This is a genomic window from Lentzea sp. NPDC055074, assembly GCF_053608005.1.
Genome location: NZ_JBSGUQ010000037.1, coordinates 1 through 25778, shown reverse-complemented (window position 1 = coordinate 25778; position 25778 = coordinate 1). Strand labels below are relative to the sequence as shown.

Sequence of the window (25778 nt, the reverse complement as noted above, 5' to 3'; positions counted from 1 at the left end):
CTTGGCGCGGCTCGTGATGGGACCCCACCGCCGACGCCACCATTCAAATCAACAGGCAGCCGCTCTAAGCAACAGGCGTGCCATCTACCTGCTCACGGCGCTGGCCCCCTGATCAGATTGCCGGGGGTCTGGGGGCAGAGCCCCCAGGGGAAGCACGCAAGGTGACCTCGCCGCCCGCAACCCGCCGCACACAACAGCAGCGAACACAACCAACGCGTCAGGCAGAACGCCCCCGAACAGCCCCAACCCCACGACAAACCAGATAGATCACAAAGCTCAAAGCCGTGACCAGAGCGGAAACCGGCAACCCAGGCTGCAACGACAACAAAATCCCACCAACAGCAGCAACCTCAGCAAAAACCACGGACAAAATCGTGGCCCGCAAAGGAGAAGCGGTAACCCGCATAGCCGCAGCAGCAGGCGTGATCATCAAAGCCAGCACCAACAGGGCGCCGACAACCTGCACGGACAACGCGGTAGCCACACCGACCAGCACAGCGAACACAACGGACAACGCACGAACCGGAACACCCCGAGACACAGCGACATCAGGGTCCACAGAGGCGAAGAACAACGGCCGGTAGATCAGAGCCAACACGACCAGCACGACAACGGACGACACCACCAACAGGTTCAGATCGGTGGAGTCGACCCCCACGATCTGCCCGGTCAACAGCCCGAACTTGTTGCTGGCACGTCCTTTGTAGAGCGCCAGCATGAGAATCCCCATGCCGAGTCCGAAGGCCAGAATGGCCCCGATGACGGAGTCCCGATCGCTCTCCCGCCGGGACAACACCCCGAGCAGCACCGCGGCGATGATCGACCCGGCCAACGCCCCGTACCCGATCCCCACGCCCAACAGCAAAGCCGCGGCCCCACCGGTGAACGCGAGCTCACTGGTCCCGTGCACCGCAAACGCCATCTTGCGGGTAACCACCAGCGGCCCGAGAACCCCTGCCACCAGCCCCAGCACAGCAGCCGCGATCAAAGCGGTCTGCACGAAGTCCAGCGAGAGCAGATCGAAAAAGCTCACGACGCGGCCTCCGCCGACAGATGATGCGTCTGCTCTTCACAGGCCCCGGCACCGACAACCAGGATCTGGTCCCGGACCCGCACGACCTCGACGGGAGTCCGGTACAACTCGGACAACGTCCGCGAGTTCATCACTTCTTCCGGCGTCCCGATCCGGAACCGCCCACCGACCAGGTACAGAACCCGATCGACCAAAGGCAACACGGGGTTCAGCTCGTGCGTAACAAAAAGCACAGCCGTCGAAGCCTCACGACGACGCTTGTCGATCAGCTCGGACACCACCCGCTGGTTGGCGAGGTCCAACGACAGCAACGGCTCGTCGCAGAGCATCACGCTGGGATCCCCGACCAAGGCCTGGGCGACGCGCAACCGCTGCTGCTCCCCACCGGACAACACCCCTATGGGCGAGTCCGCGTACCGGCTCCCGCCGACGGCCTCGATGGCGGCGTCGACGCGGACGCGCCGCTCCCGGCGCCCCCGCCAGCCGAAGCCCCAGGAGTGGCCGTCCAGCCCCAGCCCCACGAGATCGCGCCCGCGCAACGTCATGGACTGGTCGAGCGCTCGCTGCTGCGGGATGTACCCGATGGCGTGGTTGCCGCCGGCGATCGAGACCGTGCCCGACGACAGCGGCTGCAGGCCGAGCAGCACGCGCATCAGGCTGGTCTTGCCGGAGCCGTTCGGCCCCAGGACGGCGAGGAACTCACCGGGCTCGACGTCGAGGTCGAGCCCGTCCCACAGCACTCTGTCCCCGTAGGACAGCCGGGCCCCGCGCAGCGAGATCGCGCTCATGCCTTGAGCGCCTGCGAAAGCGCGTCCACCTGCTTGCTCATCCAGTCAAGGTAGCCGGTCACGCCTTCGGGCAGCGTCTCGGTGACCGGGACGACCGCGATGCCCGCCGTCTTGGCCTTCTCGACTACGCCCTTGGTGACCTGGTTCTCGGTCTGGGTGTTCTCGACGAGCACGGTGACCTGCTTGCCTTCGACCAGCTGGTTCATCGACGCGAGGGCGGCGGCCGGCACGTCGGTCTCCTCCTCGATCGCCTCGCTGAACTCCTCGGGCGTCACGTCCTCGGCGCCGGTCGCGTCGATCAGGTAGTGCGCGATGGGCTCGGTGGAGGCCACCTTCTTGCCCTTGCCGATGCCGTCGACCTTCTTCTCCAGCTCCTCGAGCTTGGCCTTGAAGTCCGCGGTGTTCTTCTCGAACGTCGCCTTCTTGTCCGGTGCGATGGCGGCGAGCTCGGTCGCCGCGGCCTCGGCCACCGCCCCGACGGTGTGCAGGTCGTACCAGACGTGCTCGTTGACGCTGTGGTCGTGACCGTCGGCGTCGGGGGTGCCGGTCTGCGGTTCGGCGTGGTTGTCGGCCAGCGGGAACGCCTCGACCTTCTTCGTGGCGTCGCTGGTGATCAGCTTCGCGAAGAAGTCGTCGTAGCCGCCGCCGTTGAACACGACCAGCTTGGCGTCCTTGACCAGCGCCGCGTCCGCCGGCTTGCTCTCGTACGAGTGCGGGTCGGCCGAGGGGTCGTCCAGCAGGGCCTTGACCTCGACGTCGTCGCCGCCGACGGCCTTGACGACGCTGCCCCAGACGTTCGTGGAGGCGACGACCTGGATCTTGCCGCTGTCGGAAGACGGCGTGGAGGTGCCGCAGGCGGCCAGGCTCACGACGGCGAGAGTGCCGACCAGAGCGTTGCGGAGAGTCATCACGCCGTCCCTCGATCAGGTAATGGAAACCGTTGTCGAGTTCAGCTTACGACACGAAAAAGCCCCCGACGGTCACGCCGGGGGCTTGAACGTGTGACTCACGCCTCCAGGCGCTCGCCCGACTCGGGGTGGAACAGGTGGATCTCGGTGGTGTCGCGGACGGCCACCTTGACGTGCTGGCCCAGGGTCGGCGGCGTGCGGCCGTCGACGCGGACGACGAAGCGCTGCGACGCGTCGCCGATCTTCACCGCACCGTGCACGAGCGCGTCGGCGCCGAGCTCCTCGACCAGCTCGACGGTCATGTCCATGCCCTCCTCGCCCGACGGCACGATGCCGAGCGCCTCGGGCCGGATGCCGAAGGTGACCTCGTCCAGCCCACCGGCGGCGGCGATCGCGTCACGCGAGAGCGGCACGATGATGCCGTCGAGCTTCGCGCCCTCGGACGTGATCGGCACGGTCTTGAGGTTCATGGCCGGCGAGCCGATGAAGCCCGCGACGAACGCGTTGGCCGGGCGGTCGTACAGCGCGCGAGGCGTGTCGCACTGCTGCAGCAGGCCGTCCTTGAGCACCGCGACGCGGTGGCCCATCGTCATGGCCTCGACCTGGTCGTGCGTGACGTAGATCGTGGTGGTGCCGAGGCGCTGCTGGAGGGCGGCGATGTTCGCACGCGTCTCGACGCGCAGCTTGGCGTCCAGGTTGGACAGCGGCTCGTCCATGAGGAACACGGACGGCTCGCGCACGATGGCGCGGCCCATGGCGACGCGCTGACGCTGACCACCGGAGAGCGCCTTCGGCTTGCGCTCCAGGTACTTGGTGAGGTCGAGCATCTTGGCAGCCTCTTCGACCTTGGCCTTGATGTCGGGCTTCGGCACACCGCGCAGCTTGAGCGCGAAGCCCATGTTCTCCGCGACGGTCATGTGCGGGTACAGCGCGTACGACTGGAACACCATGGCGATGTCCCGGCCCTTGGGCGGAACGTTCGTGACGTCCTTGCCACCGATGTTGATGGCGCCCTCGTCGATGTCCTCCAGGCCCGCGAGCATGCGCAGCGCCGTCGACTTGCCGGAACCCGACGGACCGACCAGCACCAGGAACTCACCGTCGCTCACCTCGAGGGAGAGCTCGTCGACGGCCCGGACCGGCGGGTTGCCGGAGAAGATCCGCGAAGCCTTGACGTAGGACACCTCTGCCATGTGACGCACCTTTCACCCTTGTCTGGGCGCGACGTTATGCGTTGCAAGCGCTTACGTGAACAGACGAAAGCGCTTACGTTTCGAGATGGGGAAACGTAAGCGCTTACGTTCAGAGGCGTGAACGATCAGCCCTTCACGGCGCCGGACGCGAGGCCCTGCACCAGGAACTTCTGCACCAGGTAGAAGACGACGATCGCGGGGATCGCGACCAGGATGGACGCGGCGGCGAGGTGCCCCCACTCCGTCCTGTTCTGCTGCACGAACACCTGCAGCCCGACCGCCAGCGTCTTCGACTCGTCCGCGGCGGACAGGAACGCGGACGCGAACGCCACCTCGCCCCAGGCCGTGAGGAACGCGTAGAACGACGTGACGGCGAGACCCGGCTTGGCCAGCGGCATGATCAGCCGCCAGAACACGCCGAACGGCGACAGCCCGTCCACGCGCCCGGCCTCGTCGATGTCCGAGGGCACCGTGTCGAAGTAGCCCTTCAACATGTACGTGCAGAACGGCACCGCGGTCGTGCAGTAGACCAGCACGAGGCCGAACGACGTCCCGTTGAGCCCCAGCGCGATCAGGATGTTGTACAGCGGCACGATGAGCACCGCGAACGGGAACATCTGCACGAGCAGGAACGACATCATCAGGCCGCGCTTGCCGGGGAACCGGAACCGCGACGCCGCGTACCCGGCGGTGGCCGAGATGAAGACGCCGATCACGGTCGTCATCAGCGCGATCAGCACCGAGTTGCCGAACCAGGCGAGGAAGTCGCCCTTCTCGCCCGACAGCACGCGGGTGTAGTTGTCCAAAGAGGACTCGTTGAACAGCTTCGGGGTCGGCTCGACCGCGCGGGCGTCCGGCTTCAGCGAGGTGACGAACACCCAGAAGACCGGGAACACGGCGATGACCGAGGCGACGATCAGCGTGGCGTGCAGGGCGATCGAGGCGCCCTTGGACCGGTCGGCCCGGCGGAGCTGGCGGTCGCCCGCCTGGACCACCTTCAGAGAAGAGGCATCGAGCGTCATCACCACACCTCGCCCTGCTTGCGCAGCGCTCGCCGGTAGATCGTGGCGAACACCAACAACACCGAAAGGATCAGCACGCCGTACGTCGACGCGATCGCGTAGTCACGTGAGGCGCCGGAGAAGAAGCGCTCGAACGCGTAGGTGACCAGGATGCGGGCGTTCGGGTTCGGTCCGGCGATCAGGTAGATGATCGGGAACATGTTGAACGTCCAGATGATGCCCAGCAGCACCACCGTCGACGACACCGAGCGCAGGCCCGGCAGCGTGACGTGGCGGAAGCGCTGCCACGGCGTGGCGCCGTCCACTTCGGCCGCCTCGTAGAGGTCACCCGGAATCGACTGCAGGCCACCGAGAAGCGCCACCATCATGAACGGCACGCCGAGCCACACGTTCACGATGATCACGGACACCAGCGCCCAGTTGGACTGGCCGAGCCACACCGGGTCGGGCAGGCCGACCGAGCGCAGGAGCTGGTTGATGATCCCGTACTGCGCGTTGAACATGTACTTCCACGCGAACGCGCTGATGAAGCCGGGCACGGCCCACGGCAGGATCAGCAGCACGCGGTAGAACGCGCGCCCCTTCACCTGGCGGTTCAGCAGCATCGCGAGGCCGAGACCGATGGTGTAGTGGAAGAACACGCACGAGAAGGTCCAGATCAACGTGCGGACGAGCGTGCCCCAGAACGCGCCGAACGACTCCCCGCCCGACAGCACGTTGAGGTAGTTCTTGAACCCCACCACGTCGTAGGTCGCGGGCCGATCGAGGATCGGGTTGGCGATGTTGCCCTCGTTGATGTTCGTGAAGGTGAAGAACACGCCCTGTGCGAGCGGGTAGAGCACCAACACCGCGATGACCACCACGACCGGCAGCACCATCGCATACGCGTACCAGTACCTGTCCAGGAACCGACGCACCGAGACTCCCCTTCCGGCGGGTGGCCGGGGCTCTCGCGAACCCCGGCCACCCAACACGATCAGCCGATCGAGTACTCGGTGACGACCTTCTCCTTGTACGCCTTCGCGACGTCGTCAAGGGCGGTCTTGGCGTCCTTCTTGCCGGCCAGGAAGTCCGCGTAGCCGACCTTCAGCGGGTCGAACAGCTCGCCGCCCTCGGGGATCCACGGACGCTCGTGCGCGACCTTGGTGACCGGCTCGAACGCGGCGACAACGGCGTTGGCCTTGACGTCGGCGTTCTGGTAGGCCGACTTGCGGGTCGGCAGCAGGCCCAGCTCCTTGGCGATGGTCGCCTGCGACTCGACCGACGCCATGCAGGTGATGAACTTGATCGACGACTGCTTCGCCTTGGTGCCCTGGCGGATCACGTAGTCGTGGCCACCGACGGGAGCGCTGCCCTTGCCCGCGGACGGGCCGGGGACGGGCGCGATGCCGAGGTTCGCCGCATCGGTGAACGCGGCGCCCTTGAGGTAGTCGGCGACGGCCCACGGACCGTTGACGACCATGGCGGCCTCACCGGACGAGAACGCGGCCTGCATGTTCGAGTACGAGTTCGTCGCGTCGAGCGCCGTGGTGGCGGCCTTCGAGTCGAGCAGGCCCTTCGCGGTCTCCAGCGCCTTCACGTTGGCGGCGGAGTTCACGACGATCTTCTTGGCGGACGCGTCGACCAGGTCGCCGCCCTCGCCGTAGATGAACGGCAGCGCGTAGTACGCGTCGTTGTTGAGGAAGAACGACTTCTCGCCGCCGAGCTTCGCGGCCGCGGCCTTGAGCTCGTCCCACGTCTTCGGCGGCTCGACGCCGGCGTCGGCGAGCTTCTTCTTGTTGTAGAGCAGCGCGAGCGAGTCGGTCACCTGCGGCACCGCGTAGGTCTTGCCCTCGTACTTCGTGGAGCCCAGCGGGGCCTCCAGGAAGTCGGAGGTGTCCTTCGCGAGGTCGGTGTCGGACAGGTCCGCGACGTAGCTCAGCTTCGCGAGCTGCGGCACCCACGCGACCTCGGAGCGGAAGACGTCGGGGCCCTGACCACCCTGGGCGGCGGTCTTGTAGTTGTTGAGCGCGCCGTCGAAGGCCTGCGTCTCGACCTTGACCTTGTAGCCGTCCTTGGTGGCACAGCCTTCAGCGATCTTCTTGAAGACCGGGCTCTCGTTGGGACCACTGGTGTCCCAGAAGGTCACTTCACCCGAGTCGGATCCGCTGTTGCTGCTCGATCCGCCGCTTCCGCAGGCGGTGAGCACGAGGGCGACACCCGTCGCCATGGCGGTCACGAGGGTTGTCCGTCGCATCGTTGCTGCCGTTCCCTCCAGCTGGGGCCCCGACTCCGAGTGAGACGAGGGTCTTGCAAGGTTTTGCGATAATGTTGCGGGCGATTTCACTACCAGAACCATGGTCAGGTCAAGACATGGACCGTAACCAAGCCGTAACGGCGCTGTCTTGTAAACGCTCGTTGCAAAATTTTTCCGAAGCGGGCAGGCTTGCGCCGTACCTGATCTGAGCTGGGAGGCAACGTGTCCGGACTGTCCGAGATCGCCAGGGCAGCCGGGGTGTCCATCTCGACCGTGAGCCGTGTTCTCAACAGGCGCGCCGGTGTGAACGAGGAGACCCGGCAGCGGGTGCTGTCGGTCCTCGCGGAGATGCCGTACACCCCGCGCGGACTCGGTGCGTTGCAGCGCACCGGCGTGATCGGCCTGCTCGTGCCGGAGCTCTCGAACCCGGTCTTCCCCGCGTTCGCCGAGGCGCTGGAGACGCGGGCGGCACGCCTGGGCTACTCGTCGCTGCTGTGCAACACCCGCAGCGGTGCCCCGATGGGCGAGGAGGAGTACGTCCGCATGCTCCTGGCCCGCGGGGTCGAGGGCATGGTGTTCGTGTCGCCGGAGATCACGAACGTCGAGGTGCCGCTCGGCCAGGCACCTCGCCCGAGCTACTACGCGAAGCTCCTCGCGGACGGCGTGCACATGGTCTTCCTCAACGGCGCCACGCCCGCGCTGGACGTGCCCGACGTGACGGTCGACGAGCAGCTCGCGGGCTACATGGCGACCCGGCACCTGATCGAGCTGGGACACCAGCGCATCGGGTTCGTCTCGGGCCCGGCGCGCTCGCTGCCGTCGCGGCTGAAGCGCGCGGGCTGGGCGGCGGCGCTCGAAGAGGACCACCTGCCGGCGGGGTCGGAGTACGTCGCGCACGCGCCGTTCAGCGCGGAGGGCGGCGGTCAGGCCGTGGCGCAGCTGCTCGACACGGTGAGCCCCACGGCGGTGATCTGCTCGTCCGACCACATGGCGCTCGGCGTCATGCGCGAGGCACACCAGCGCGGGATCTCGATACCGGACGGGCTGTCGGTCGTCGGGTTCGACGACATCCCGCTGGCTGCCTACTCGTCGCCCGCTTTGACCACCCTCGCGCAGCCGATCGAGGAGATGGCGGCGGCCGCGATCGACGAGCTCGTGCTGCGCCTGGACCCGGATCGTCGCAGGCAGAGCACCGACAACTACACGCGCGTCTTCCGTCCGCGGCTCGTCGTGAGGGAATCGTCTGCGCCTCCGAAGTGAGATGACCGATTGCCCTAATTGGTCTGGACCAACTTCTTGACAAGGCAGATAGGTCGACCTGCGCGGATGCGTCATTGGAGGGACGCAGGTCACCCTGACTTCACGAATTGGTTCTGAACCGTTACGGTCCTTTCATGGCGCGGTCGATGCATGTGCGACGTCCGGCAACGTTGGCCTCTCTGGCCGCTGAGCTGGGCGTTTCCCGGACAACGGTGTCCAACGCGTACAACCGGCCCGACCAGCTCTCTCCCGAGCTGCGTCGGCGGGTGTTGGACACGGCCCGAAGGCTGGGTTATCCCGGCCCGGATCCTGTGGCGCGCTCGTTGCGCACGCGCAAGGCCGGAGCGGTGGGCCTGTTGCTCACCGAGAACCTCTCCTACGCGTTCCGCGACCCGGCCGCGATCGGGTTCCTGGAGGGCCTCGCGCTGGCGTGCGAGGACGCCGGGACCGGTCTGCTGCTGGTGCCCGCGAACCCCGAACGCGAGGACGTCGCGTCCGTGCACCGCGCGGGTGTCGACGGCTTCGTCGTCTACTCGGTGCCGGACGACGACCCGCACCTCGCCGCCGTGCTGGAACGGCCGGTGCCCACCGTCGTCTGCGACCAGCCGGACCTCGGCACCGTGGACCGTGTCGGCATCGACGACCGCGGCGCGATGTACGAGCTCGCGAAGCACCTCATCGGGCTGGGCCACCGCCGCATCGGCGTCGTGTGCATGCGTCTGGCGCGTGACCGCAACGACGGCTTCGTGACGCCGGACCGCCAGCACGCCGCGCACTTCCACGTGCAGCGCAACCGCCTGTCGGGTCTCGCCGAGGCGTTCAGCGAGGCCGGCGTCGACTGGTCGCAGGTGCCCGTGGCCGAGCGCTTCGACCACAACATGGCCTCCGGCGCGTCCGGCGCGGCCCAGGTGCTCGACCGCGACCCGCAGATCACCGCGTTGATCTGCACCTCGGACGTGCTGGCGCTGGGCGCGATGAACGAGGCCGCCCGCCGCGGCCTGCGCGTGCCGCACGACATCACCGTCACCGGGTTCGACGGCATCCGCGCCGGCGAGGAGGCCGGGCTCACGACCGTGCGTCAGCCGGTGCTCGAGAAGGGCCGGGCGGCGGGCAAGCTGCTGCTCGACACGAACGAGCGCTCGCGGCCGCGGTCGGTGAACCTCGCGACCGAGCTGATCATCGGCAAGACCTCGGGTCCGCCGCGCGGTGGTGCCGAGGAGCGCTGGTTCGGGCCGTGATCAGCCTTCGAGCCTGAAGACGACGGGTGAGCTGGCCTTCCCGGCCAGCTTCGCCACCAGCAGGTAGTCGCCGGGCCCGACCTTGGTGTGGGCCCCGCACCCCGGCTGCGACGTCGAGCCCGCCCACTTCGTGCCGTAGTTGAAGGCTTCCTTCGGCTGCATGACGCGGGTCTCCGTGCCCACCGCCGAGAGGCAGTGGTTGCTCGACCACAGCACCGTCGCGCCGTCCGCGGTCAGCACGGTCAGCTCGCGGTGCTGGCGCCCGATGTCCCTGATGCACGGCACCGGCCCGTTGTTGGCGATGTCCATCGACAGTTCCGGCTGGTCACCGACGGTGTAGAAGGGCTTGTTCGCCTTCGCCACGACCCCGATCACGTCGTCCGGGCACGGCTGCGGCGGTCCGGGAGGCGGGGGCGGCGGTGCCTCGGACGTCGGTGAGGGCGGCGGGGTCGGCTGAGTCGTCGATGAGGACGACGCCGGAGCCGGGCTCTCCGACATGCTCGGCGGCGGGTTCGAGGACGACGCCGCGGCCGCGTTCGTCGGCTGGGCCGTCTCGCCGTCGGAGCCGAACATCCCGACGATCCAGATCACGAGCAGGAGTGTCACCAGCCCTGCTCCGATCGCGGCGAGGCGGCGGCGCCAGTACACCGTGGACGGCAGCGGACCTGTGGGCTCGATCACGGCCCGAACGTAGCCCGACCAGGTCAGATCCAGGCGTAGGCGAGCGTCGCTCGATCCGGTGAACGTGATATTGAGCGGAAACCCCTTGTGAACGTGCGCTAACTCCGGTTCCAATCGACGCGGGGTCCGCCGGTAGGCCATGGAGGTGTGTCACATGACCGCGATCGACGAGCTGCTCAAGCGGAACTACGAGCTCGGGAACGTGGTTCCCGGAGACCGTTCGTCCGCGAAGCCGTCCCTGCAGGTGGCGATTCTGACCTGCATGGACTCGCGCATCCGGGTGTTCGAGATCTTCGGTTTGAAGCAGGGTGAGGCGCACGTGCTGCGCAACGCGGGAGGGGTCGTCACCGACGACGCCATCCGCTCGCTCGCGCTGAGCCAGCGCAAGCTCGGCACGCGCGAGGTCCTGCTCGTGCACCACACGAACTGCGGTCTCGAGATGGTGACCGAGGACGACTTCAAGGACGAGCTGGAGGCCGACACCGGCCTGCGCCCGACCTGGGCCGTCGAGGCGTTCAAGGTCGTCGAGCAGAGCGTGCGCGGGTCGATGGCGCGGCTTCGGCACAGCGCGTTCATCCCGTACACCGACAAGATCCGCGGGTTCGTCTACGACGTGCACACCGGTGAGCTGCGCGAGGTCGACGCGGCGGAGACCGCCGCCGCCTGAGGTGCTTTGTGAAGGGCCCTCTTCGGGGGGCCCTTTCCGTTGCGCGACAATGGCAGGCGATGAATCACGAGTTGCTGTTGGGCTGGTGGGACACCGCAGCCCGCGACCTGCCGTGGCGCCGTCCTTCGTGCACCGCCTGGGGTGTGCTGATCAGCGAGATCATGCTGCAGCAGACACCCGTCTCCCGCGTCGAACCGATCTGGCACGAGTGGCTGGCGCGCTGGCCCGTGCCCTCGGCGATGGCCGCGTCCTCGCAGGGCGAGGTGCTGCGGATGTGGGGCAAGCTCGGCTACCCCCGCCGCGCCATGAGGCTGCACGAGGCCGCCACCGTCATCGCCCGCGACCACGGTGACGTGGTGCCGTCGGACATCGAGACGCTGGAGTCGTTGCCGGGCATCGGCAGCTACACGGCCCGTGCGGTGGCCACGTTCGCGTACGGGCAGAAGTGCGCCGTCGTCGACACGAACGTCCGACGCGTTGTAGCGCGCGCTGTGCACGGCGCTGGGGACGCGGGACCGCCGTCGACCAAGCGCGACCTGCGGGACGTCGAGGCGATCCTGCCCGAGTCGCAGGAGGACGCCGCGGTGTTCTCGGCGGCGTTGATGGAGCTCGGCGCGTTGATCTGCACGGCCAAGAACCAGAAGTGCGCCGACTGCCCGTTGTTCGCCGAGTGCGCGTGGCAGCTCGCAGGCCGGCCCGCCTACGCGGGGCCGGAGAAGAAGGTGCAGAAGTTCGCCGGCACCGATCGTCAGGTGCGGGGACGGCTGCTGGACGTGCTGCGGGGCGCGCCCGGCCCGGTGCCGAAGATGCAGCTCGACGTCGTGTGGAACGACATCACGCAGCGCGAGAAGTGCCTGGTCTCGTTGCTGGACGACGGCCTGGTGGAGCAGACGCGGGACGGCCTGTTCGCACTGCCCGGGGAGCACTGAGATGCACGCGCTGGTGGCGTTCTTCGACGACGAGGCGGACAAGCGCGTCCGTGAACTGCAGAAACGCGTCGGCGCGAAGCACAAGTACCCGCCGCACCTGACGTACGCCGTCGCGACCACCATCGGTCCGAAGGTCCGCAAGGAGCTGCGCGAGGACCTGGAACGGCTCTGGATGCCGGACCTCTACCTGCACACGCTCAGCACGTTCTCCACGTCCGAGAACGTGCTGATGCTGGCCGCCGTCGTCGACACCGAGCTGCTCGCGGTCCACTCGGCCATCCACGACGTGCTGGCGAGCAAGGTCAAGAACCCGAGCGCGTACTACCTGCCGGGCAACTGGGTGCCGCACTGCACGCTCGTGCAGGACGTCGACGACGAGGCGATGAAGGCCGCGTTCGCCGCCGTCTTCCCGGTCGAGGCGATCCGCGCGAAGGTCCGCGAGGTGTCGATCGTCGACACTCAGACCGGCGAGATCGACGTGCTCAAGAAGGCCTCCACGGCGCCGCGGTAGACCCACGGCGCGCTGTCGTGCACGACGTGACCGGCCTCCTCGACGTAGAGGTACTGGCCGCCCGAGCGACGTGCCGCTTCGGCCATCTGCCCTGTTAGCTGCCCTCCGCGGCCTGCCTCGACGACCAGTGACGGGCACGCGACGGCGTCGATGAAGTCCCAGTACGCCCGCGTGCCCCAGTGGCCTGCGATCTCGTACAGGTCGTCCATCGAGGCGATCAGGTGCCAGCCGTCCTCGCGTTCCTCGAAGTAGTCGCAGAAGATCTCCGCGCCGAAGTACGACCGGACGTGGCCCAGCGACTCGAAGGGCACCGGCCAGGCGTCGAAGAGCCACTTCCACTCGTCGATCGTGCGGCCCCTGTTGTCCGGGGCGAAGTCCTCGACCACAATCGCGCGCACCAGGTCCGGACGGGTCGCCGCGAGACACCACGCGTGCAGCCCGCCCATGGAGTGCCCGATCACCACGGCGGGTCCGAGGTCCAGGTCCTCGATGGCGGCAGCGGCGTCGGCGACGAAGTCCTCGGTGCGAAACGGTCCCCGCCGCGGGTTGCGGCCGTGCCCGCGCTGGTCGAAGCCGACCACACGGCCGAACGGCCGCAGCCACTGGGCGACCGGCCACCAGGCGGTGGCCCTGCTCATCAGACCGTGCAGGAGCAGCACGCCTTGACCTGTTCCGCCGAACTCCACGACCGACACAGGGATGATTAACGCATGAAGGCCCGCCCGTACCTGATCGCCCTGGTGTTGATCGTGCTCGTCGCAGGTCTGCTCGTCGTGTTCAGAACGCCGAGCAACGACCCCGCGAAGCAGCAGGAGACGTCGCCGCAGACAGCGGTGGAGGCCGGGGCGGGCGCGGGCGACGCGTACTACCCGACGGACGGCAACAGCGGCTACGACGTCACGCTGTACGACCTGGCGATCACCTACGACCCGGGGTCGAAGAAGCTCGACGGCGTCGCGACCGTCACCGCGACCGCCTCGGCCGACCTGTCGCGCTTCAACCTCGACCTCGAAGGCCTGGAGGTCAGCGAGGTGAAGGTCGGCGGCCGGCCCGCGAAGTTCGCGCAGGAGGGCGACCACGAGCTGGTCGTCACGCCCTCCGCGCCGCTCGCGAAGGGCAAGCCGTTCACCACCGTCGTCACCTACGGCGGCCAGCCCACGACGATCAACGACGCCTCGCTGGGCCGCAGCGGCTGGCAGATCTCGTCGACCGGCGGAGCGTTCGCCGCCGGTCAGCCGCACTCCGCGACGACGTGGTTCCCGGCCAACGACACCCCGCGCGACAAGGCGGCGCTCAAGGTCACGGCCCGCGTGCCGGACGGCTGGACGGCGATCTCGAACGGCCTCGAGGGCCCGGTGACCCGCGACGGCGGCTGGACGACCTTCGTCTGGTCGGAGGAGACCCCGCTCGCGACCTACCTGGCCACCGTGGCGATCGACAAGTTCGAGGTCGTGCGCTCGAAGCTGCCCAACGGCACACCGGTGGTCGACGCCTACGCGCCCGGCACGTCCGCGTCGAAGAAGCCGATCCAGTCGCAGGGCCCGGAGGTCCTCGCGCACCTCGAGACGAGGTTCGGCCCGTACCCGCAGCGCGCGGCGGGCAGCATCTGGGTCGCGGACCAGATCGGGTTCTCGCTGGAGACCCAGACCAGGCCGATCTACGCCGCCTGGGCCGACCTGGAGACCGTGGTGCACGAGAACGCCCACCAGTGGTTCGGCGACTCGGTGTCGATCGAGAACTGGGCGGACATCTGCCTGAACGAGTGCCTCGCGTCCTACGCGCAGTGGCTGTGGCTGGAGCACGAGGGCACCGACCTCGACCAGCGCTACCGCGACCAGGTCGAGCAACGGCGCGAGCGGTCGTCGTTCTGGGCGCCGAAGCTCTACGACATGGGCAAGGGCAACGAGTTCCGCGGCGTCTACGACAAGGGTCTGCTGGGCATGCACGCGCTGCGCAAGCAGGTCGGCGACGACGTGTTCTTCAAGGCCCTGCAGTCGTGGCTGGTGCAGCACCGTGACGGCAACGCGTCGTGGCCGGAGTTCGAGGAGCACTTCAAGAAGGCGTCGGGACAGCCGCTGGACCCGTTCTTCAAGGCCTGGTTCCGGGACTCGGGCATTCCGGACGACCAGTACCTGCTGCCTGCCGGTGTGCGCCGCTAATGTGGGTGTCATGGCAGTCGTGAAGATCAACGCGATCAAGGTCCCCGAGGGCAACGGCCCCGAGCTCGAGAAGCGCTTCGCCGCCCGCCTGGGCGCGGTGGACGAGCAGCCCGGCTTCCTGGGCTTCGAGCTCCTGCGCCCGGTCGCGGGCGAGGACCGCTACTTCGTGGTCACGCACTGGGAGACCGACGAGGCGTTCGTCGCGTGGCGCGACGGGCAGGCCGGTGCGGCCGCGCACTCCGGTGAGCGCGCACGGCCCGTGTCGAGCGGCGCCGACCTGCTGGAGTTCGAGGTCGTGCTGGGCAGCAAGCCCAAGCAGTGACCGAGGAGGCCTACGACAGAGCCGCCGAGCTGATCACCGGCGCGGACGCCGTTCTCGTCTGCGCCGGTGCCGGCATCGGGGTCGACTCCGGTCTGCCGGACTTCCGCGGCACCGAGGGCTTCTGGCGGGCGTACCCGCCGTACGAGCGGCTCGGGCTGAAGTTCGAGGAGATCGCCGACCCGGTGCACTTCGCCGACGATCCCGCGCTGGCGTGGGGTTTCTACGGCCACCGGCTCGGCCTGTACCGCTCCACCGTGCCGCACGAGGGTTTCGCCGTGCTGCGGTCGTGGGGCGCGCGCGTCTTCACGTCCAATGTGGACGGCCAGTTCCAGAAGGCCGGGTTCACCGACGTCGCCGAGGTCCACGGGTCGATCCACCACGCCCAGTGCGTGGAACCGTGCACGGACGAGATCTGGGAGTGCTCGTTCGACCTCGCGGTCGACCCGGAGACGATGCGGGCCGTCGGTGAGCTGCCGTCCTGCCCGAACTGCGGCGGGCTGGCGCGGCCCAACATCCTGATGTTCGGCGACTGGGGCTGGGTGCCGCACCGCAGCCAGCGGCAGCTGGACGCGCTGACCGAGTGGCGTCGTGCGCACCGGAACCTGGTCGTGATCGAGATCGGCGCCGGCACCGCCGTGCCGACGGTGCGGCGTCAGGCCGAGCTGGCCAGCGCCGCGTCCGGTTCGCTGATCAGGATCAACGTCCGCGAGCCAGAGGTGCGGCACGGCCGCGGGGTGTCGCTGCCGGTCGGCGCGCTGGAAGCCCTCAGAGCCTTGGCACGACGAACTGCGTGACGACGGCCCGGTGGTCGCTGCCGGGCACGTCGAACACGTCCACGGTGTCCACGAGGATCTTCGAGTCCACCAGCACGTGGTCGATGGTGACCGGCGGAGGCCAGAACCCGCTGTTGCTCGGCCAGGTGTGGATCAGGCCCTTGCCGACCTGGTCGGCCGCGTCGACGTACCCCTTGTTGAGCAGGCGCGTCAGGCCGACGTGGTCGAGCGTGGCGTTGAAGTCGCCCGCCAGCACCCTGATCGCGCCGGTCGAGTCGGGCGCCGGCAGACCGGCGAGCTCGCGCTGCCACGCCTCCGGCCCGTCGGTGACCACGGGCGGCAACGGGTGCACCGAGACGACCTCGATGTCCTTGCCCGGCAGGTCGACCAGGGCTCCCGCCTGCTGCAACGTGCCCGGCGGCGTCAGGTTCCGCTGGGAGAGCGGGAACCGGGAGGCGAGGCCGCTGCCCGACCCGCCCGGTTCGTCGAGGAAGACCCGGTTGGGGAGCACCTGCCGCAGGCCCGCCCGGTCGAGGTCGGCCACCATGTCCGGCGTCAGCTCCTGCAACGCCAGGACGTCGATGTCGCGCTTCCTGACCTCCTGCACGAGGAACTGCGCGTCCGCGATGCCGACGAGCAGGTTCGCGGTCATCAGCCTGACCTGCTGCCCCACGCCGTTCGGCCGTGCGTCGGGAAACGCCCGCGGTGCCACGTTCGCGACGAGCACGACGCCCACGAGAGTCATCGTCAGCCCGATGACCCACCTCTTGCGGAACAGCGCGAACAAGCCGATGAGCAGCCCTATGACCGTGATGTACGGGGTCAGCGACGTCGCGGCGATCATGTACCGCGTCCCGTCGATGCCGAGCAGCCTGACCATGGCCGCGACGACGAACGCCATCGCGCACAGGACCAGCAGGAACGTGGCGAAACCGCTCTTGCGCGGCTTCACCTCGGTGGTGACCACGTCGTGCAGTGTGCCCGAGCGCGCGTCGGTCTCCGGTGTGGTCTTCACACCCGAATGGACGGCCGGAGGTGCACTCCCGTTGCCTGCCGAAAATTGTCAGACCCCTCCGCCATGCTGGAACCAGACCGACTCGAAGGGGGAATCTTGGGAGCCAAGGACTGGATGCTCTTCTACGCATCCGACGACGTCAGCAAGGTTCTGCGCGCATCACCGAAGATCGACAGGGAGGCCACGGCGGCGTTCGTCGAGCGCCTCTACCCGTCGCACGACATTCGCCCGATCGAGGACGGCAACCTCCACTACGGCAACCCGCCGGACGGCACCGTCTACGCGGGCGTGTTCCCGGGCCTGTCGATCATCTGCACGTGGGAGGCGGCGGGCGACTCGTACACCGACCTGCCGGAGCACTTCGTCCGCGAGGCCGCAGGCCGCACGCTGTACCTGCACGCGATGCACAGCGTCGTCGACTTCTTCTCCTACGCCATCTGGGAGCCGGACGGCACCCTGCGCCGCGCGTACAGCCTGTCCCCGGACAGCGGCGTGATCGCCGACGTCGGCACTCCCCTGCCGTTCGAGGAGAAGTACCGCGCCGGCGACCCGGAGTTCCTAGAGTCGCTCGACTCCGACGACGAGTACCCGTTCCGCTTCCACCCGCTCGACCTGGCCGAGGCGGCCCTGCGCGAGCTGTTCGGCTTCAACTACGAGGGCGCCTACGAGGACGACGACCCGGAGCTGGAGGAGGTCGTGCTGGCGGGCTACGCCGTGACGCCCCGCTGACTCAGGCGGTCCGCGGTCAGGCAGTCGCGGCGGGGTGCCGCGGCCGCACGCCGGGCATGCGGTCGAGCAGCCCGCAGATCGCGTCGACCACGACCATCAGGTCGTCGGGGTGGATGTGGTCGTGCACGACCAGGTAGACGTAGCCCGACTCGAAGGTCAGCCGCATGTCCCTGGCCCAGCGCGGCAGACGCTCCGCCTGGTCGATGAGCCAGTGCAGAGCGTCGAAGTTCAGCTCCCTGGCCGCGGCGGCCGGATCGCTGCCGTACGCCGAGAACTCCTGGTCCATGGGCGGCGGCAGCGGCACCGGCAGCCACTGGGCTCCGGCCTGGTCGACGGTCTGCGGCTTCTGCTCGGCGACCTGTTCCCACATCGACCTCAACTGTCCGGGGGACAAGGGCTGACCGTGGATGCCGTACTTGTCCGGCCGGGCGACCTTCAACGGCGCCAGCCTGGCAGTGGCGATCTCGACGCGGTGTTCCTGGAGAAACCGCACGCCGATGCCGCGCGAGTCGTACCGGACGGACGCCTCGGTCACCCGTACGTGCCACGGGCCGCGCTGGAAGTCCAGCGACAGGTCGAACTGCCGCTTCGACCTGAGCGCGATCGAGAACTCGTTCGTGAACGGCTTGCGGAGCTCGGCCGTCCACATCGCGGCCTCGTCAGGTCCGAGCACTCGGCCGCCGAGTCGCTGTGCCAACGGCGTCAGCGCGGCGATCTGTTCATCCCGCTTCTTCACATGGCCTCGGAACTGCCACCAGCGCCGCACCACGAGGAACACGATCGCGACCGCGAGCCACCCCAGGAAGAAGGGGGTGAGGATGAGTTCGTTCCAGATCTTCAGGACGATGTCCATGGTCAGATGTCCAGATGCCCTTCGATGCGCTGCTTCGAGTGGTCGGTTCCGGTGTCGCGGGACTCGGCTGCCTGCTCCCGGAACGCCTGGTTCCGCGCGCCCTTCTCGTGCACGGGGTTGCCTTGTGTCGGCGGTGTTGTTCAAGTTCCCAGCGGCCTGGGCCTGCCGTGCTGCGGGACCTGTCCGGCTTCAACTACGAGGACCGCGACCGGCATGGGAGGAAGTCGAGCTGGCGGGCTGCACTGTGACGCCGCACCGGCTCAGGCCGCCGCTGCCGGGTGCCTCGGCCGCGCGCCCGGCATGCGGTCGAGCAGCCCGACGATCGTGTCGACGATCGGCACCACGCTCTTCTCCTCCACCGGCCCACGCATCGTGCAGTACACGACCCCGTCCTCGAACGTGAGCGACAGGAACATCGCGACGAGTGGGGGCAGCACGTCCAGGCGCGCGAGCAGCCAGTCCAGCGCCTCCGGGTTGAACGCCCTGGCGGTGCTGGAGAGGTCGTTGCCGAACACAGCGAACTCGCGGTCGGCCCCGACCGGGAGCCTCAACGGCAACCACTCGCCGTCACTCCTGACCACCGTCAAAGGCCGCGCGCTCAGCCATGCGCCCAGGTGTTCCGGACCGACCTGCCTGCCGCGGAAGTCGACGTGCTGACGACGAGTGAGCCGCATGGGAGCGAGTCGGGCGGTGGCCACCTCGAACCGGTGCTCGATCAGCCTGCCCACGCCTCTCGAGTGCTGCTGCCTCATCGAAGCCTGAGACACCCTCACGTGCCAGGGCCCGCGCGGGAAGTCCAACGCCAGGTCGAACCTGGGCACCGACCGTTGCAGCATCTTGTCGACGAATCCACTCACGTGGTTCGACAACGGTCCCCGCACCGTCGCCGACCACGCGGTCGCCTGGTCAGCACCCACCACCACGCCACCGAGCTCAGCAGCCAGAGGTGCCAGCGCGAGGGCTTGGTCGGTGTCGGCCTTGTGGTTGCGGCGGATCTGCCACCAACGCCGCACTGCCACGACACTGAGCGCGAACGCCACCACACCGATGCTGGGCAGCAACTGCCTCAAGAGCTCCATCAGAGGTCCAGGTCACCTTCGATCCGCTGCTTGTTGTGGTCCGTGCCGGTGTCGTCGTACTCGTTGCTCTTCTGATAGGAGCCGAAGTTCCGGATGGGCTTGTCGACGCCCGCATTCGTGCCCTTGCCGACACCCAACTGCCCTCGCACCGCATCGAAGGCTGCTGTGCCCATCGCTTTCGGGAAGCCGCTCGCGACCCGTTCTCCCAGCATGCCGCCATCACTGCCCCACAGTTTCGCAACCGCCGGGACCGGAACACCGGGGAAGCCCTTCTCCAGATCCTTCTTGCTGACCGCCTTGGTGAGATCCGCAAGCACGACGTTCGTCTTCTTGTCCGCCATGGACTTCTTGATCGCCGTCCCGACGTTCTTGAACCGGCCACCGAGATTGCGCAGGAAGGCCATGATCTTGTCGAGGAACTGGCGCAACTTGGCCACGATGCGGGCGACTCGGCTGCCCGTCGTCGCGACGCGCACGCCGGTGGCAGCACCAGCGGCAGCAGTAGAAGCACCGAAACTCGGCACCGCGGCCGCCAGCGCGGGAATCCAGATCATGACCAGCCAGGTGATCAACTCGGTGAGGATCGCCTTGATGAAGTCCTCGACGATGGTCATGATCATGCTCGAGATCTGGAGCATGCGAGCGAGCTCGCCGGCCTGCCCCGCGACGCCGTCGATGCCGTTGGCGAACTCGCCGAGCTTCGTGGCCGCCACCTCGGACGTCTGCCCGCCCCAGGTCTGCACCGCGTTCTTCAGGTCCTCGTCGAACTTCGCCCTCATGTCGGCGACGCCCTTGGCGATGTTGTTGAAGTTCTCGGCGGCCTGCTGCAACGCGGGACCATCGCCGCTGACGAGGTGAATCGCGTCCTCCAGCGGCTGCACCACGCTGATCAGGAAGTTCAGCCCCTGCCCCACCAACCAGCCGATCGGGTCGGTCGCGATGCCGTACGCCGACGTCCCGAGGGCGCCCAGCACCGCCGCACCCTCCGAGACCAGCCCAGTCACCTCGGAGCCGTCCGCGCCGTCGCTGAACTTGCCGGCGGCTTCGGCGGTCTTCAGGTAGTTCCCGACGAAAGGGGTGGCTTCCGCCATCTTCCTGCCGGTGGTCTTCTCGCCGACCGTGATCTCAACGCCACCGGCGGGGATCTTCTGTTCCACCACGCCCGTGTCCCTATTTCCGGTCGATCTCGACCTGGATGCCGTTGAAGATCTTCTTCAACGCCTCCTCCTGGTCCGCGTAGCCGTCCGCGGTGCCTCGGAACTTCTCCGCACCGGACTGCATGCCCGCCTGCATGTCAGCGAACAGCTCCTTCAGGTCGGCGAGCCTCTGCGTGTACTCGCTCTTGGTGAACAGACCCACCACGCCCCAGGACTTGTCACCGACGTCCGCCTTGCCGACGAGACCGGCGATCTCGCCCGCCCTGCCGAGGTGACCGTCGAGCTTGCCCGCGAACTGGCGGAGCTCATCCGGGTTGACGTCGAAACCGCTCATCGGCCGCCGTCCTCGTCGTCGTAGAGGTTCAGGAAGCGATCATCCTTTGTGGATGGCGGCGCCTGCTTGGCCGAACCTGCGTCCCACGAGTCGCCGCGAAGCACGTTCTGGTCCGAGAAGTCCTCAGCAGGTTCAGGTGCGGGACGACGAGGAGACGCCGGCGGGTTGGGAAGCGGAGGCGGACTGGGAGCTGGCGGCGGACTGGGAGGTGCCGGCGGGCGCATCTGGTTCGGGGGCGGCGAGGGTGCGGGCGCCGGTGGAACGACTTCGTCCGCCGTCGCGCGGCGCAGCTCGTCCGTTGTCATGCCGAAGAGCTGAGCCTGGGTCTCCAGCACCTGCTCCTTGAGGTGCATGTCGTCGCCCAACGCACTCTCGACGATGGCTGCCTGCCGCCGTGCGGCTTCCGCAACCGCCTTCTGCAACGTCGACATCAGCTCGGCGGCGAGCACGTGCGGCGGACGGCGCATGGCCTGGTCGGTCAGCCTGATGTCCTTGATGGTCCCGGACGGACCGGCGACGACCGTGACCGCGCGGTCGGCTGAGGTGGCGACCGCCTTCATCTCGGTCAGCTGCTGCTGCATCTCGTCGAGGTTGGAGAACTGCTGATCCACCTGGTGCATCTGGGCCTGGAACCGTTCGAACTGCGCAACCAACTGGTCGAACTCCGCCGACACGAACAGAACCCCCTAGTCCTGATCCCGGTTCCGGGACCTCCACCCTGACTTCTTCGAAGCAGGGGAAATAGTGTCAGCGAACAGCCCTGCAGGCAGCAAAACAGGCAAATCCACTCGGCTGGGTGGCGTCACACAACGACAACGGCCCCCAGGCTCGGAAGCCTGGGGGCCGTTCTCACGTGCTGCCTAGATCACTCGGTCTCGTTCGCCGGAGCGTCCTGCGGCTCGGCGACCACCGGAGCGGTGAGGTCGACGGGCGGGGAGTCCGGGACGCGGTTCGGCTTGGCCTCGCCGCGGAACACGAACTTCGCCTTGTCGTGCTGCTCGGACTCGCCGTCCCAGCCCTCGACGTCGGTGATGATGATCTGGCCCGGCTGGAGCTCGCCGAACAGGATCTTCTCCGACAGGGTGTCCTCGATCTCACGCTGGATCGTCCTGCGCAGCGGACGAGCACCCAGGACCGGGTCGAAGCCGCGCTTCGCGAGCAGGGCCTTGGCCCTGTCGGTCAGCTCGATCGCCATGTCCTTGTTCTTCAACTGCTGTTCCACGCGGGCGATCATCAGGTCGACCATCTTGATGATCTCGTCCTGAGTCAGCTGGTGGAAGACGATGATGTCGTCGATGCGGTTGAGGAACTCGGGGCGGAAGTGCTTCTTCAGCTCGTCGTTGACCTTGTTCTTCATGCGCTCGTAGTTGGACGCGCCGTCCTGACCCGAGGTGAAGCCGAGGCCCACTGCCTTGCTGATGTCCGACGTGCCCAGGTTCGAGGTGAAGATGATGACGGTGTTCTTGAAGTCCACCGTCCGGCCCTGACCGTCGGTCAGGCGGCCGTCCTCCAGCACCTGGAGCAGCGTGTTGTAGACCTCCTGGTGGGCCTTCTCGATCTCGTCGAAGAGCACGACGGAGAACGGCTTGCGGCGCACCTTCTCGGTGAGCTGGCCGCCCTCTTCGTAGCCGACGTAACCGGGAGGGGCACCGAAGAGCCGCGACGCGGTGTACCGGTCGTGGAACTCGCCCATGTCGATCTGGATGAGCGCGTCGTCCTCGCCGAACAGGAAGTTCGCGAGCGCCTTCGAGAGCTCGGTCTTACCGACACCGGACGGGCCGGCGAAGATGAACGAGCCCGACGGACGCTTCGGGTCCTTCAGACCGGCGCGGGTGCGGCGGATCGCCTTCGACACGGCCTTGACCGCGTCGACCTGGCCGATGATCCGCTTGTGCAGCTCGTCCTCCATGCGGAGCAGACGCGTGGTCTCCTCCTCGGTGAGCTTGAACACCGGGATGCCGGTCCAGTTGGCGAGGACCTCGGCGATCTGCTCGTCGTCGACCTCCGCGACGACGTCCAGGTCACCGTCCTTCCACTGCTTCTCCCGCTCGGCCTTCTGGCCCAGGAGCTGCTTCTCCGCGTCACGCAGCTTCGCCGCGCGCTCGAAGTCCTGCGCGTCGATCGCGGACTCCTTGTCGCGACGCACGTCCGCGATCTTCTCGTCGAACTCGCGCAGGTCCGGCGGCGCGGTCATCCGGCGGATGCGCATCCGCGCACCGGCCTCGTCGATGAGGTCGATCGCCTTGTCCGGCAGGAACCGGTCGTTGATGTACCGGTCGGCCAGCGTGGCGGCGGCGACCAGCGCGGAGTCGGTGATCGAGACGCGGTGGTGCGCCTCGTACCGGTCGCGCAGGCCCTTGAGGATCTCGATGGTGTGCTCGAGCGACGGCTCGCCCACCTGGATCGGCTGGAAGCGACGCTCCAGCGCGGGGTCCTTCTCGACGTGCTTGCGGTACTCGTCGAGCGTGGTGGCACCGATCGTCTGCAGCTCGCCACGAGCCAGCATCGGCTTGAGGATCGACGCGGCGTCGATCGCGCCCTCGGCGGCACCCGCGCCGACGAGAGTGTGGATCTCGTCGATGAACAGGATGATGTCGCCGCGCGTGCGGATCTCCTTGAGGACCTTCTTCAGGCGCTCTTCGAAGTCACCGCGGTAGCGCGAGCCCGCGACCAGCGAGCCGAGGTCGAGCGTGTAGAGCTGCTTGTCCTTGAGCGTCTCGGGCACCTCGCCCTTGACGACCATCTGCGCCAGGCCCTCGACGACGGCGGTCTTGCCGACGCCGGGCTCGCCGATGAGGACCGGGTTGTTCTTGGTGCGGCGGGACAGCACCTGCATGACCCGCTCGATCTCCTTGGTGCGCCCGATGACCGGGTCGAGCTTGCCTTCACGGGCCGAGGCCGTGAGGTTGCGCCCGAACTGGTCGAGGACCAGGGAGGAGGACGGGGTGCCCTCGCCGCGACCGGTCGACTCCGCCGCGCCCTTCTCCGTCGAGTAACCGGAGAGCAGCTGCAGCACCTGCTGCCGCACCCTGTTGAGGTCGGCCCCGAGCTTCACGAGGACCTGGGCGGCGACGCCCTCGCCCTCGCGGATCAGGCCGAGCAGGATGTGCTCGGTGCCGATGTAGTTGTGGCCGAGCTGAAGCGCCTCGCGCAGCGAGAGCTCCAGGACCTTCTTCGCACGGGGGGTGAAGGGGATGTGTCCACTCGGAGCCTGCTGGCCCTGGCCGATGATCTCTTCGACCTGCTGGCGGACGCCCTCCAGCGCAATCCCCAACGACTCGAGCGCCTTGGCGGCGACACCTTCACCCTCGTGGATCAGACCCAGGAGGATGTGCTCGGTGCCGATGTAGTTGTGGTTGAGCATCCTTGCCTCTTCTTGGGCAAGAACAACCACCCGCCTCGCGCGGTCGGTGAACCTTTCGAACATTCGCACTCCCTGACTGCTGCGTCGGCGGTCCTCGGCTCCACCGATCTACCCTGGTGAGCGCGGCACCGTGGCTCCACTGTAGTGGGCGGTCCCGAGGCCTGTGGCTCCCATCAGCGGCAAGCCGCCTCCGTCGAGCGATGACATCAGCATCAACGCAGGTCGGGAGCAACGGATTCCACAGATCGGGCGATGTCCGCTGAACGCGAACAACCGACCGTTGAGCGATACTCCTGTGACCGGGGCCACCAGGGAGGCGCGAGAAGCACGATCTTGGGTAAGGTTAGGCAAGCCTCACGCATGAGATTGGACTTGCGCGTTGACCGTACCTGCGAGGGTCTCACAGCAGAACCCGCGTGCGCTCACGCCACTGGCCGAATCCATCGCCCGCCTGCAGACCGGCACCGAGATCGTCTTCGGCACGCCCTCTGAAGACTGGACGATCTGTTCGGACCTGCTGGCCGAGCCCACGCGCTTCGACCTGTGGCGCAAGGACCTCGCCGAGTGGATGGTCGAGCAGTACGGCGAGTCCGACGACAGGGCCACCGCCGGCTACGTCATGGGCTGGTACCTGCACATGCCCGGCTACCTGGCCGGTCTCCTGTTCCACACGGCCCGCCGAGTCCCGACCCTCAGGCCGTCGGACATGGCGTTCCGCCTGAACACCACAGGCCGCCCGCACCCGAACGGCACCGCCGTGATGTGCGACGAGTTCGCCTGCCTCCCGGACGACCCGGCCTCGAACCACCCGGCGGCCACCGTCGTGGCCGACGAGGCGGCCCTGGCCGCGCTCCTCCGAGCCCGCTACGCCGCACACGCGGCCCAGTTCGTCGCGTCCTTCGGCCAGGTGGTCCGCTTCGGCCGCCGCCAGCTCTGGGCAGCGGCGACGGACATGCTCGAGTACGGCCCGTGGGCGGCAGGCCGCCTGTTCGGCGACGAGAACGCGGGCGTGACGGACGCGGCGATGATCCTGCCCGAGAAGCTCGAACCGTTCGTGGCGGCCTCGTCCCTGCACTTCACCGCCGAGGGCTGGAAGCGCAAGCGCAACAGCTGCTGCTTCCACTACGTGCTGCCGAACGCCGAGCCGTGCACGGCGTGCCCGCGCACCTGCAACTGACCAGCCGGATCGAACGCGAAGCCGAAGGCGAGCCCCCTCAGCACGCGATGCCGAAGGCGAGCCGTCCCGAGCAAGCGATGCCGAAGGCGAGCCGTCCTTCTTCACGCGATGCCGAAGGCGAGCCGTCTTGAGCAGACGCTATGGGCGGTGGGGTCCCATCACGAGTCGCGCCATAGCTCTTGCTGCATGCAAAGAGGGGTGTCAACTCGACACGCTTTTCGTCGAGTTGACACCCCTCTTTGCATGTGGCCCGCTCTTGGCGCGGCTCGTGATGGGACCCCACCGCCGACGCCACCATTCAAATCAACAGGCAGCCGCTCTAAGCAACAGGCGTGCCATCTACCTGCTCA

26 protein-coding genes are annotated in these 25778 nt (G+C 67.8%); 10 read left to right on the top strand and 16 right to left on the bottom strand.

Going from position 1 to position 25778, the window contains the following annotated elements; translation table 11 throughout:
- Positions 1-217: 217 nt before the first annotated feature.
- From ACWF7A_RS43505 to ACWF7A_RS43475, 7 genes are all read right to left on the bottom strand, one after another.
- Positions 218-1033: a metal ABC transporter permease gene (locus ACWF7A_RS43505; RefSeq protein WP_452256321.1), complete on the bottom strand. Its 816-nt coding sequence runs from the start codon at positions 1031-1033 to the stop codon at positions 218-220.
- Entirely contained in the window at positions 1030-1821 is a 792-nt protein-coding gene (locus ACWF7A_RS43500) for a metal ABC transporter ATP-binding protein (protein ID WP_452256320.1), read from the bottom strand. Before ACWF7A_RS43500 ends, ACWF7A_RS43505 begins: the two co-directional genes overlap by 4 nt.
- Positions 1818-2729, bottom strand: a complete 912-nt coding sequence (locus ACWF7A_RS43495) for a metal ABC transporter solute-binding protein, Zn/Mn family (protein WP_452256319.1) — start codon at positions 2727-2729, stop codon at positions 1818-1820. The genes ACWF7A_RS43500 and ACWF7A_RS43495 overlap by 4 nt, the downstream gene beginning before the upstream one ends.
- Positions 2730-2827: 98 nt before the next feature.
- Entirely contained in the window at positions 2828-3922 is a 1095-nt protein-coding gene (locus tag ACWF7A_RS43490) for an ABC transporter ATP-binding protein (RefSeq protein ID WP_452256318.1), read from the bottom strand.
- A gap of 125 nt (positions 3923-4047) precedes the next feature.
- A complete protein-coding gene (locus ACWF7A_RS43485) occupies positions 4048-4944 on the bottom strand; it encodes a sugar ABC transporter permease (protein WP_452256317.1) in 897 nt (298 codons plus the stop codon).
- On the bottom strand, positions 4944-5861 hold the full coding sequence (locus ACWF7A_RS43480; protein ID WP_452256316.1) for a carbohydrate ABC transporter permease: 918 nt from the start codon (positions 5859-5861) through the stop codon (positions 4944-4946). The genes ACWF7A_RS43485 and ACWF7A_RS43480 overlap by 1 nt, the downstream gene beginning before the upstream one ends.
- A gap of 59 nt (positions 5862-5920) precedes the next feature.
- Complete coding sequence (locus ACWF7A_RS43475; protein WP_452256315.1) at positions 5921-7180, bottom strand: extracellular solute-binding protein; 1260 nt, start codon at positions 7178-7180, stop codon at positions 5921-5923.
- Between the two features lie 222 nt (positions 7181-7402).
- Here ACWF7A_RS43475 and ACWF7A_RS43470 point away from each other — a divergent pair, with 222 nt between their 5' ends.
- Together ACWF7A_RS43470 and ACWF7A_RS43465 are read left to right on the top strand one after the other, a co-directional pair.
- Positions 7403-8440, top strand: coding sequence for a LacI family DNA-binding transcriptional regulator (locus ACWF7A_RS43470; RefSeq protein ID WP_452256314.1), 1038 nt, complete (start codon positions 7403-7405; stop codon positions 8438-8440).
- A 134-nt stretch (positions 8441-8574) separates the two neighbouring features.
- The gene (locus ACWF7A_RS43465; RefSeq protein WP_452256313.1) at positions 8575-9678 is read left to right on the top strand and encodes a LacI family DNA-binding transcriptional regulator; all 1104 of its coding nucleotides are present in this window, start codon (positions 8575-8577) and stop codon (positions 9676-9678) included.
- Here ACWF7A_RS43465 and ACWF7A_RS43460 read toward each other — a convergent pair whose 3' ends face one another.
- Positions 9679-10359: a hypothetical protein gene (locus ACWF7A_RS43460; RefSeq protein WP_452256312.1), complete on the bottom strand. Its 681-nt coding sequence runs from the start codon at positions 10357-10359 to the stop codon at positions 9679-9681.
- Positions 10360-10513: 154 nt separating this feature from the next.
- Between ACWF7A_RS43460 and ACWF7A_RS43455 the strand changes: the two genes are divergently transcribed.
- From ACWF7A_RS43455 to ACWF7A_RS43445, 3 genes are read left to right on the top strand one after another with little or no spacing between them, the layout of a single operon-like run.
- Positions 10514-11026, top strand: a complete 513-nt coding sequence (locus ACWF7A_RS43455) for a beta-class carbonic anhydrase (protein ID WP_452256311.1) — start codon at positions 10514-10516, stop codon at positions 11024-11026.
- Positions 11027-11085: 59 nt separating this feature from the next.
- Entirely contained in the window at positions 11086-11955 is an 870-nt protein-coding gene (locus tag ACWF7A_RS43450; RefSeq protein WP_452256310.1) for an A/G-specific adenine glycosylase, read from the top strand.
- A gap of 1 nt (position 11956) precedes the next feature.
- Positions 11957-12466: a 2'-5' RNA ligase family protein gene (locus tag ACWF7A_RS43445; RefSeq protein WP_452256309.1), complete on the top strand. Its 510-nt coding sequence runs from the start codon at positions 11957-11959 to the stop codon at positions 12464-12466.
- Here the strand turns inward: ACWF7A_RS43445 and ACWF7A_RS43440 are convergent.
- Positions 12415-13125, bottom strand: a complete 711-nt coding sequence (locus ACWF7A_RS43440) for an alpha/beta fold hydrolase (RefSeq protein WP_452256308.1) — start codon at positions 13123-13125, stop codon at positions 12415-12417. The two genes, ACWF7A_RS43445 and ACWF7A_RS43440, sit on opposite strands and share 52 nt — an antisense overlap.
- Positions 13126-13176: 51 nt before the next feature.
- Here ACWF7A_RS43440 and ACWF7A_RS43435 point away from each other — a divergent pair, with 51 nt between their 5' ends.
- The 3 genes from ACWF7A_RS43435 to ACWF7A_RS43425 are packed head-to-tail and all read left to right on the top strand — an operon-like array spanning position 13177 to position 15741.
- Positions 13177-14625 carry a M1 family metallopeptidase gene (locus ACWF7A_RS43435; protein WP_452256307.1) on the top strand — a complete coding sequence of 483 codons (1449 nt, stop codon included), beginning with the start codon at positions 13177-13179 and terminating at the stop codon, positions 14623-14625.
- A gap of 10 nt (positions 14626-14635) precedes the next feature.
- Positions 14636-14947, top strand: a complete 312-nt coding sequence (locus ACWF7A_RS43430; protein ID WP_191305030.1) for an antibiotic biosynthesis monooxygenase family protein — start codon at positions 14636-14638, stop codon at positions 14945-14947.
- Positions 14944-15741 carry an SIR2 family NAD-dependent protein deacylase gene (locus ACWF7A_RS43425; RefSeq protein WP_452256306.1) on the top strand — a complete coding sequence of 266 codons (798 nt, stop codon included), beginning with the start codon at positions 14944-14946 and terminating at the stop codon, positions 15739-15741. Before ACWF7A_RS43430 ends, ACWF7A_RS43425 begins: the two co-directional genes overlap by 4 nt.
- Here the strand turns inward: ACWF7A_RS43425 and ACWF7A_RS43420 are convergent.
- Positions 15713-16735 carry an endonuclease/exonuclease/phosphatase family protein gene (locus ACWF7A_RS43420; RefSeq protein WP_452256305.1) on the bottom strand — a complete coding sequence of 341 codons (1023 nt, stop codon included), beginning with the start codon at positions 16733-16735 and terminating at the stop codon, positions 15713-15715. The genes ACWF7A_RS43425 and ACWF7A_RS43420 overlap by 29 nt on opposite strands.
- Positions 16736-16831: 96 nt before the next feature.
- Here ACWF7A_RS43420 and ACWF7A_RS43415 point away from each other — a divergent pair, with 96 nt between their 5' ends.
- Positions 16832-17464: a DUF6928 family protein gene (locus ACWF7A_RS43415; RefSeq protein ID WP_452256304.1), complete on the top strand. Its 633-nt coding sequence runs from the start codon at positions 16832-16834 to the stop codon at positions 17462-17464.
- Positions 17465-17480: 16 nt separating this feature from the next.
- On the opposite strand, the gene ACWF7A_RS43410 is transcribed toward ACWF7A_RS43415, so the two are convergent.
- The 6 genes from ACWF7A_RS43410 to ACWF7A_RS43385 form a co-directional block, all read right to left on the bottom strand.
- A complete protein-coding gene (locus ACWF7A_RS43410) occupies positions 17481-18317 on the bottom strand; it encodes a hypothetical protein (protein WP_452256303.1) in 837 nt (278 codons plus the stop codon).
- 260 nt (positions 18318-18577) lie between these two features.
- Positions 18578-19396: a hypothetical protein gene (locus ACWF7A_RS43405; RefSeq protein ID WP_452256302.1), complete on the bottom strand. Its 819-nt coding sequence runs from the start codon at positions 19394-19396 to the stop codon at positions 18578-18580.
- Complete coding sequence (locus ACWF7A_RS43400; protein ID WP_452256301.1) at positions 19396-20556, bottom strand: hypothetical protein; 1161 nt, start codon at positions 20554-20556, stop codon at positions 19396-19398. The genes ACWF7A_RS43405 and ACWF7A_RS43400 overlap by 1 nt, the downstream gene beginning before the upstream one ends.
- Before the next feature lie 10 nt (positions 20557-20566).
- Positions 20567-20887, bottom strand: a complete 321-nt coding sequence (locus tag ACWF7A_RS43395; RefSeq protein ID WP_452256300.1) for a WXG100 family type VII secretion target — start codon at positions 20885-20887, stop codon at positions 20567-20569.
- Complete coding sequence (locus ACWF7A_RS43390; RefSeq protein WP_452256299.1) at positions 20884-21561, bottom strand: YbaB/EbfC family nucleoid-associated protein; 678 nt, start codon at positions 21559-21561, stop codon at positions 20884-20886. The genes ACWF7A_RS43395 and ACWF7A_RS43390 overlap by 4 nt, the downstream gene beginning before the upstream one ends.
- A 191-nt stretch (positions 21562-21752) precedes the next feature.
- On the bottom strand, positions 21753-24314 hold the full coding sequence (locus ACWF7A_RS43385) for an ATP-dependent Clp protease ATP-binding subunit (protein WP_452256298.1): 2562 nt from the start codon (positions 24312-24314) through the stop codon (positions 21753-21755).
- Positions 24315-24630: 316 nt separating this feature from the next.
- Between ACWF7A_RS43385 and ACWF7A_RS43380 the strand changes: the two genes are divergently transcribed.
- Positions 24631-25428: a (2Fe-2S)-binding protein gene (locus ACWF7A_RS43380; RefSeq protein ID WP_452256297.1), complete on the top strand. Its 798-nt coding sequence runs from the start codon at positions 24631-24633 to the stop codon at positions 25426-25428.
- Positions 25429-25778: the final 350 nt, after the last annotated feature.

What these genes read in the sequence shown, in the direction of transcription:
- ACWF7A_RS43500 (WP_452256320.1), bottom strand. Translation starts at nt 1,821, where the DNA reads ATGAGCGCGATCTCGCTGCGCGGGGCCCGGCTGTCCTACGGGGACAGA.
- ACWF7A_RS43495 (WP_452256319.1), bottom strand. Translation starts at nt 2,729, where the DNA reads ATGACTCTCCGCAACGCTCTGGTCGGCACTCTCGCCGTCGTGAGCCTG.
- ACWF7A_RS43490 (WP_452256318.1), bottom strand. Translation starts at nt 3,922, where the DNA reads ATGGCAGAGGTGTCCTACGTCAAGGCTTCGCGGATCTTCTCCGGCAAC.
- ACWF7A_RS43485 (WP_452256317.1), bottom strand. Translation starts at nt 4,944, where the DNA reads ATGACGCTCGATGCCTCTTCTCTGAAGGTGGTCCAGGCGGGCGACCGC.
- ACWF7A_RS43475 (WP_452256315.1), bottom strand. Translation starts at nt 7,180, where the DNA reads ATGCGACGGACAACCCTCGTGACCGCCATGGCGACGGGTGTCGCCCTC.
- ACWF7A_RS43465 (WP_452256313.1), top strand. Translation starts at nt 8,575, where the DNA reads ATGGCGCGGTCGATGCATGTGCGACGTCCGGCAACGTTGGCCTCTCTG.
- ACWF7A_RS43455 (WP_452256311.1), top strand. Translation starts at nt 10,514, where the DNA reads ATGACCGCGATCGACGAGCTGCTCAAGCGGAACTACGAGCTCGGGAAC.
- ACWF7A_RS43450 (WP_452256310.1), top strand. Translation starts at nt 11,086, where the DNA reads ATGAATCACGAGTTGCTGTTGGGCTGGTGGGACACCGCAGCCCGCGAC.
- ACWF7A_RS43445 (WP_452256309.1), top strand. Translation starts at nt 11,957, where the DNA reads ATGCACGCGCTGGTGGCGTTCTTCGACGACGAGGCGGACAAGCGCGTC.
- ACWF7A_RS43435 (WP_452256307.1), top strand. Translation starts at nt 13,177, where the DNA reads ATGAAGGCCCGCCCGTACCTGATCGCCCTGGTGTTGATCGTGCTCGTC.
- ACWF7A_RS43430 (WP_191305030.1), top strand. Translation starts at nt 14,636, where the DNA reads ATGGCAGTCGTGAAGATCAACGCGATCAAGGTCCCCGAGGGCAACGGC.
- ACWF7A_RS43410 (WP_452256303.1), bottom strand. Translation starts at nt 18,317, where the DNA reads ATGGACATCGTCCTGAAGATCTGGAACGAACTCATCCTCACCCCCTTC.
- ACWF7A_RS43405 (WP_452256302.1), bottom strand. Translation starts at nt 19,396, where the DNA reads ATGGAGCTCTTGAGGCAGTTGCTGCCCAGCATCGGTGTGGTGGCGTTC.
- ACWF7A_RS43395 (WP_452256300.1), bottom strand. Translation starts at nt 20,887, where the DNA reads ATGAGCGGTTTCGACGTCAACCCGGATGAGCTCCGCCAGTTCGCGGGC.
- ACWF7A_RS43385 (WP_452256298.1), bottom strand. Translation starts at nt 24,314, where the DNA reads ATGTTCGAAAGGTTCACCGACCGCGCGAGGCGGGTGGTTGTTCTTGCC.